Origin of the sequence: Streptomyces durocortorensis (genome assembly GCF_016901035.1) — a bacterium.
Lineage (GTDB): Bacteria > Actinomycetota > Actinomycetes > Streptomycetales > Streptomycetaceae > Streptomyces > Streptomyces durocortorensis.
Map to the genome: position 1 here is coordinate 1 of NZ_JAFEUF010000331.1, position 6,270 is coordinate 6,270.

Consider the following 6,270-nt stretch of genomic DNA (forward strand, 5'->3'; position numbering starts at 1 on the left):
CCTCATCAACGACGCCGCCGTCGGCGGAGCAGGCGGCGTCGTTGATGAGGCAGCCGGCCGGGTCGCCGGCGGTGCCGGTGGCGGAGGTGACGAAGCCGACGGTGACGGACCTGCCGGGGGCGAGTTCCTTGTCCCAGCTCGCGGGCTTCACGGTGACGCGGCCGTCCTTCACCGTGTGTTCGCCGTTCCACAGCGAACCGATCTCCGTGCCCGCCGGGAGGTCGAACTCCAGCGTCCAGTCGCTGAGGGGCTCGTCGGTCTCGTTGGTGACGACGTACTGGCCCGTGTAGCCGCCGTTCCAGTCGCTGGTACGGGTGTACGCGGCGCCGACCGCGGCGGCCTGCGCCGTGCCGGACACCGCGAGGACCGTGCCGCCGATGACGGCGGCGGCCACGACCGCGCCGATCGCCTTGGTGCGGGTGGTCGTCGTGCGACGGTGCGTACGGGAAGCCATCAACGTGCCCTGCCTGCCTCTGTGTCCTGCGGATTCCTGCGGATCCTTCTGGGGGGGGATGCGGAGCACGCTAGCGGCAGCGAAACGGGCGAAAGGGGCGTTGCGGGCGGGAGTTGATGTTCTTAGGGTGCGCTTAAGGAACGCATGGGTGCGGGTTAATGCTGGGGCCCCGGGCCGGTCGCGGTCCGGGGTTCCCTGCGCCGCTGCCAGCCCGTCCGGCGGCCGACGCGGCGGCCGTGGCCGCGCCGTCCGCGCTCGGGGCGGCTGCCGTGCAGACCGATCCAGATCCGGACCTCGGTGCCGCCGAGGACGGACCGGCCGATGCGCAGGTCGCCGCCGGTGGACTCGGCGACCCGGCGCACGATGTCCAGGCCGAGGCCGGTGGAGCCGACGGAGCCGGCCGCCCCGTCGCGCCCGCTGGCGCCCCGGGCGAGGGCCGCCTTCGGGTCGTCGATCCCGGGGCCGGCGTCGGAGACGAGCACGATGACCGCGTCGCCGCTGTGGTGGACGTCGACGGCGAAGGCGGTGCCCTCGGGGGTGTGGCGGAAGACGTTGCCGAGCAACGCGTCGAGGGCGGCGGCCAGTTCGGGGCGGGCCACGGGGATGCGTACCGTACGGTCGACTCCCGCGAGGCGCACCTCACGGCCCTCGTCCTCCGCGAGCGCCGACCAGAAGCCCATGCGTTCGCGGATCACCTCGGAGGCGTCGCAGCCCGCCCCCGTCTGCACCCCCTGGGTCTGCGGGCGCTGTTCGCGGGCGGTGCGGATGATCGTGTCGACCTCGTGCTCCAACTGCTGGACCGCCGCCCGGGTCTGCTCGGCCGCCGGGCCCTCGCCGAGGGACGCGGCGTTCAGCCGGAGCACGGTGAGCGGGGTGCGCAGCCGGTGCGAGAGGTCGGCGGCCAGCTCGCGCTCGTTGGCCAGGAGCTGGACGACCTGGTCGGCCATGGAGTTGAACGCGACGGCGGCGGAACGCAGTTCGGTGGGGCCCTCCTCGGGAACCCGGGTGCCGAGACGCCCCTCCCCCAGGTCCTGGGCGGCCCCGGCGAGGCGCTGGGCGGGCTGCACCATCCGTACGCCTAGCCGGTCGGCGACCGCGACCGAGCCGACGATCAGGGCGACGCCGACGCCCGCCAGCATGAGCCAGGCGGTGGCGACCCCGTTGGAGACCTCGCCCTCGGGGACGAACACCTCGACGACGGCGATCTCCCCGGTGCTCAGCGCGGTCGGCTGGAGGAGCGCGAAGCCGCCGGTGACCTCGGCGATCGAGGCCCGCCCGTCCTTCTGCACGGTCGCCACGTCCTTGGGGGTGGCGCGCCGGGTGCCGATGTCCAGGGGCCCGTCCTCGGCCTCGGCCCCGGCCTTCGCGGGGGCCGGGACGTGGACGGCGAGGTGGCCCCGGTCGCCCGGTTCGGTGGACAGGACGGCCCGGGTCAACTCCTCGCGGTCGGTGGTGATGGAGAGGGTCGGGGCGATGGCCCCGGCCTGGCGTTCGGCGTCGGAGAAGGCCCGGTCGCTGGCCATCTCCCGGATGACGAGGCCGAGGGGTACAGCGAAGGCGATGACGACCATCGCGGTGACCGCCAGGCAGACCTTGACCAGGGCCCATCTCATGCGGGCGGCTCCGTGACGGGTGCGTCGGTCGGCGGCTGGAGCTTCACGCCGACGCCGCGCAGGGTGTGCAGATAGCGCGGGCGGGCGGCGGTCTCGCCGAGCTTGCGGCGCAGCCAGGACAGGTGGACGTCGATGGTCTGGTCGTCGCCGTAGGACTGCTGCCAGACCTCGGCCAGCAGCTCCTTGCGGGCGACGACCACGCCGGGCCGCCCGGCCAGGAAGGTGAGCAGGTCGAACTCGCGCCGGGTCAGGTCGAGTTCGGCCCCGTCCAGCTCGGCGCTGCGGCGCAGCGGGTCGATGGAGAGCCCGCCGACGCGGATGACCCGGGGCGGCGGCGCCTCGCCCCCGGCGGCGCGCGAGCGGCGGAGCACGGCGGACATCCGGGCGGAGAGGTGCTCCACGGAGAACGGTTTCGTCAGGTAGTCGTCGGCGCCGTCGTTGAGGAGGCGGACGATCTCGCTCTCGTCGTCCCGGGCGGTGGCGATGATGACGGGCACGTCGGTGATGGACCGCAGCATCTTCAGCGCCTCCGCGCCGTCCAGATCGGGCAGCCCGAGGTCGAGGATGACCACGTCGAAGCGGAAGTGCGCGACCTCGCGCAGCGCTTCGAGCGCGGTGCCCACGCTCCGTACCGTGTGGGAGGCCTCACTGAGGTGCCGGATGAGGGCGGAACGTACGAACTGGTCGTCCTCGACCACGAGCACACTTGCCATGGGCGGCACCGTACGCCATGCCGGCGGGCCCGGTCCCGGCCCCGCCGGAATCGTCCGCAAAGGCCGGAGACGGGCGGTTGTTCGAGGCCCCGGGCGGGAGCGGGAGCGGGCCGGGTGGTGCAAGATGTGCCGGATGCAACGAGGACTCGTACACGCGCTGGCGTGGTCGCTCGCCACCGGCGCGGCGGTCACGCTCTCGTGGTGGGGTGTGCACACGGTCATGACGGGGACGGCGTACGACCCGCCCCGGGCCGTGCCGATCTCGGTGGGCGCGGGGGCTCCGCAGCGTATCGGGCAGAGCACCGAGGAGCCGCTCGTCTCCTCGACGCACCGGACGTCGGCCTCTCCCTCCGCCGCGAAGCGCACCGGTGACGCGCGCCCTTCGGCGTCGGCCCCGCGCCCCTCCCGTACGCCGTCGGCGACCCCGGCGAAGCCGCCCGCGCGGTCGGCTCCGGCGAAGGCTTCGGGGCAGGTGAAGAGCTACCGGACCGACGGCGGCCGGGTGGTGTTCGAGCTGGGCAAGGAATCGGCGAAGCTCGTCTCGGCGACGCCGGAGCCGGGCTGGTCGATGCAGGTGTGGACGAACGACGCCTGGATCCGGGTGGACTTCAGCGACGGGGGCGGGGCGGACGGAAAGACGTACTCGGTGTTCTGCACCTGGAACGGGACGCCGCCGACGGTGCAGGTCGTCGAACCGTAGGCCGTGATGGCCTGATCAGGGGTTCTCGAAGACGGACGGCGGAGGCACGGGCGACGGCTTGGCCTCCGCGTCGGTGACGACGGCCGCGCCGCCGGTGAAGTCGGTGAGCGCACGGCCGTGTTCGACGCGGCCGGGGTGCGGGTCGCTCGCCACCCGTCGGGTGAACTCCGCGACCGGCAGCGGCAGGGCCGAGGCGAGCAGGACCGCGTTGCCGAAGCGGCGGCCCCGCCACACCTCCGGGTCGGCGGCGAGCGCCAGTTCGGGGAAGACGGCGGCGGCGGTGGCGACCTGGCCGCGCAGATGGGCGAGCGGGGGGCCGTCCGCGAGGTTGGCGGCGTAGCGCCCCTCGGGCTTCAGGACCCGGCGTACCTCGGTGAGGAACTCGGCGGAGGTGAGGTGGGCGGGGGTGCGGGCTCCGCTGAAGACGTCCGCGATGACCAGGTCCGCCCAGCCGTCCGGGAATCTGCCGAGCCCTTCGCGGGCGTCGGCCGTCCGGACCCGGACGCGGGCCTGGGGGTCCAGCGGGAGGTGGTCGCGGACGAGCTGGACGAGGGGCGCGTCGAGTTCGACGATCTGCTGGGTGGAACGGGGGCGGGTCGCGGCGGTGTACCGGGCGAGGGTGAACGCGCCGCCGCCCAGGTGCAGGACGTGCAGCGGCTGGAGCGGGGGTGCGGCGAGGTCGATGACGTGGCCGAGGCGGCGCTGGTAGGCGAACGAGAGGTGCGCGGGGTCGTCGAGGTCCACGTGGGACTGCGGGGCGCCGTCGATCAGGAGCGTCCAGCCGTGCGGGCGCTCCCGGTCGGGTATGAGCTCGGCGAGCCCGCCGCCGACCGGCCGGGAGACCGGTTCACGCTCGGCCCGGGCGGAGCCCCGTCCGCCGTCCCGGCGCCCCATCGCCTTCGGGCCCACGGCCTTGTCCGCGGCCTTCGCCTTGCCCCGGCCCGGCGTTCCTCGACGTGCCACGTTCACTGGTCCTTGCTGGTGGGGGCCCGGGTCGCCGGCCTCGCGGAGGTGTTCCGCCGGTCCGGCCATTATGGGCTCAGCAGCAGTTGTCGGCCGCCTCGATCAGCCGGGCGGCCTGGTCGAGGGCGGCGCGGAGCACGGCCGGGTCGGTGACCGGGGCGTCCTCGGCGGGCGGGAGCAGCCACCCGGATCCGGAGACGGGCGGCTCGGCGGGGATGCGCAGCCCGCGGCCGTCCGTCCGCGTACAGGCGCTGCCGGGTACGTCCCAGGCGTCGGCGGTGCCGGGCGGCACGAGGAAGCCGAGGGTGTCGCAGGCCCCGTCGTGCAGGACCGGGCCGACCGCCTCCCGGTCCCCGCGGCGGCGGAGGATGTCGACGGCTTCCAGGCCCTGGCGCGCCGGGACCGTGACGAGGTCCAGGGAGAGGTCCGAGGCCTGGTCAGCCGGGGCGGGGGCCGCACGGACCTGCACCGGCTTCACGTGTACCGGTACCGGCACCGGGGGTGCGGGGTTCTTCGGGGTCGTCGGGTTCATGGGGGTCGTCGCGGTCGTCCGTGAGCCGGTCTCCCTGCCGAGATGCAACAAGGGAACCCCTCCTCTCATCGCCGAACGGAGCCACACTCCGTCTCCACATGGACCAACGCCCAGGGTGCGTCAAGGGCTACGGGCCCACACCGCCGCAAAGGGTGGCAGTTCATGGCGGATCACGGCCGGTATGCCCCTTTCGCAACGAAACGCTGCGTGCGCGACTCGTCACAGCAGGTACGTTCTTGCTCCGCCGGGACACCAGGACTCCGGGGAGGCCGGAGCGACCGGGGAGGCCCGGGGACGCCGGGTGGCACGACCCCCGGCTGCACCAGAGAGGGGCCGGGCATGGCGTCGACAGGGGCAGTTCCCAACCTCGCCTTCCGCCGGCTGCGCGGGCAGCGCTCCGCCGGGGAGTTCGCGGCGGCCGTCCGCAGAGCGGCCCGGGAGATCGGGGAGCAGGTCGCGTGCGACGCCCGGTACATCGGGCGGGTGGAGTCCGGGGAGATCCGCTGCCCCAACTACGCCTACGAACGCGTCTTCCTGCACATGTTCCCCGGGGCGTCCCTGGCCGATCTGGGGTTCTCGGCCCGCGAGAGCGTACGGGGGCGGGGCGCGCGGGTCGTGTCCGAACCCCCGCCCGAGGCCGCTTCCCCGGCGCTCTCTCCGGGGTCCGCACCCGCCCCGGTGCACCGCGACACCGATACCGACGACATCCCCGAGGAGAGCGACGTGCTGCGTCGCGTGTTCATGACGAGCGGCACCGCCACGGTGGCGGCCGCTTCCCTGGGTCTCGGCGGGGCGTCCGCCTCCGCCGCCCGGGTCTCTCTGCCCGCGCAGCGCCGGGTCGGCGAGGCGGAGGTGCTCGCCGTCGAGAAGGCCGTACGGGACATCCGGCTGCTGGACGACCGGCACGGCGCGGACGGGCTCTACCGGCGGGCCGCCCAGCCGCTGCGCGCGGCGTACGAGCTGCTGGACGCCGGGAGCACCGCGCGGCGCGCCACCTCGGACCGGTTGCACGCGGGCGCGGGCGAGCTGGCCATCTCGGTGGGGTGGCTGGCCCATGACTCGGGCCGCTTCGACGACGCCCGCTCGCACTACGCGGAGGCGCTGGCGACGGCGCGTCTTGCGGGGGACGCGGGGCTTGAGGCGCACGCGTTCTGCAACACGTCGTTCCTGGCCCGGGACGCGGGGCGGCCGCGCGAGGCGGTACGGGCGGCGGAGGCCGGGCAGCGGGCGGCCCGCACGCTGGGGTCGCCCCGGCTGCTGGCGCTGCTCGCACTGCGGGAGGCGGGGGGCCGGGC

The 6,270-nt window shown here is 74.6% G+C and carries 7 protein-coding genes; 2 read left to right on the top strand and 5 right to left on the bottom strand.

What is annotated here, in order from left to right:
* From JS521_RS32895 to JS521_RS32905, 3 genes are all read right to left on the bottom strand, one after another.
* Positions 1-454 (bottom strand): cellulose binding domain-containing protein (locus tag JS521_RS32895; protein WP_205086555.1); only part of this gene is annotated, 454 nt, incomplete at its 3' end.
* 155 nt (positions 455-609) lie between these two features.
* Positions 610-2,067 (bottom strand): HAMP domain-containing sensor histidine kinase, encoded by a 1,458-nt coding sequence (locus JS521_RS32900; RefSeq protein ID WP_205086556.1) that lies wholly within the window; start codon positions 2,065-2,067, stop codon positions 610-612.
* Entirely contained in the window at positions 2,064-2,780 is a 717-nt protein-coding gene (locus tag JS521_RS32905) for a response regulator transcription factor (RefSeq protein ID WP_205086557.1), read from the bottom strand. Before JS521_RS32905 ends, JS521_RS32900 begins: the two co-directional genes overlap by 4 nt.
* A gap of 133 nt (positions 2,781-2,913) precedes the next feature.
* On the opposite strand from JS521_RS32905, the gene JS521_RS32910 reads away from it, so the two are divergent.
* Positions 2,914-3,480, top strand: coding sequence for a hypothetical protein (locus JS521_RS32910; RefSeq protein WP_205086558.1), 567 nt, complete (start codon positions 2,914-2,916; stop codon positions 3,478-3,480).
* A 15-nt stretch (positions 3,481-3,495) separates the two neighbouring features.
* Here JS521_RS32910 and JS521_RS32915 read toward each other — a convergent pair whose 3' ends face one another.
* Positions 3,496-4,443 carry a spermidine synthase gene (locus tag JS521_RS32915; RefSeq protein ID WP_205086559.1) on the bottom strand — a complete coding sequence of 316 codons (948 nt, stop codon included), beginning with the start codon at positions 4,441-4,443 and terminating at the stop codon, positions 3,496-3,498.
* A gap of 76 nt (positions 4,444-4,519) precedes the next feature.
* A complete protein-coding gene (locus tag JS521_RS32920) occupies positions 4,520-4,975 on the bottom strand; it encodes a hypothetical protein (RefSeq protein ID WP_372448638.1) in 456 nt (151 codons plus the stop codon).
* A gap of 339 nt (positions 4,976-5,314) precedes the next feature.
* On the opposite strand from JS521_RS32920, the gene JS521_RS32925 reads away from it, so the two are divergent.
* On the top strand, positions 5,315-6,270 hold a 956-nt coding region (locus JS521_RS32925), incomplete at its 3' end, for an NsdA family TPR-like regulatory protein (RefSeq protein ID WP_205086561.1).

Excerpts from the sequence above, each read along its gene's own strand:
- JS521_RS32905 (WP_205086557.1), bottom strand. The coding sequence starts at position 2,780 with ATGGCAAGTGTGCTCGTGGTCGAGGACGACCAGTTCGTACGTTCCGCC.
- JS521_RS32920 (WP_372448638.1), bottom strand. The coding sequence starts at position 4,975 with ATGAACCCGACGACCCCGAAGAACCCCGCACCCCCGGTGCCGGTACCG.
- JS521_RS32900 (WP_205086556.1), bottom strand. The coding sequence starts at position 2,067 with ATGAGATGGGCCCTGGTCAAGGTCTGCCTGGCGGTCACCGCGATGGTC.
- JS521_RS32910 (WP_205086558.1), top strand. The coding sequence starts at position 2,914 with ATGCAACGAGGACTCGTACACGCGCTGGCGTGGTCGCTCGCCACCGGC.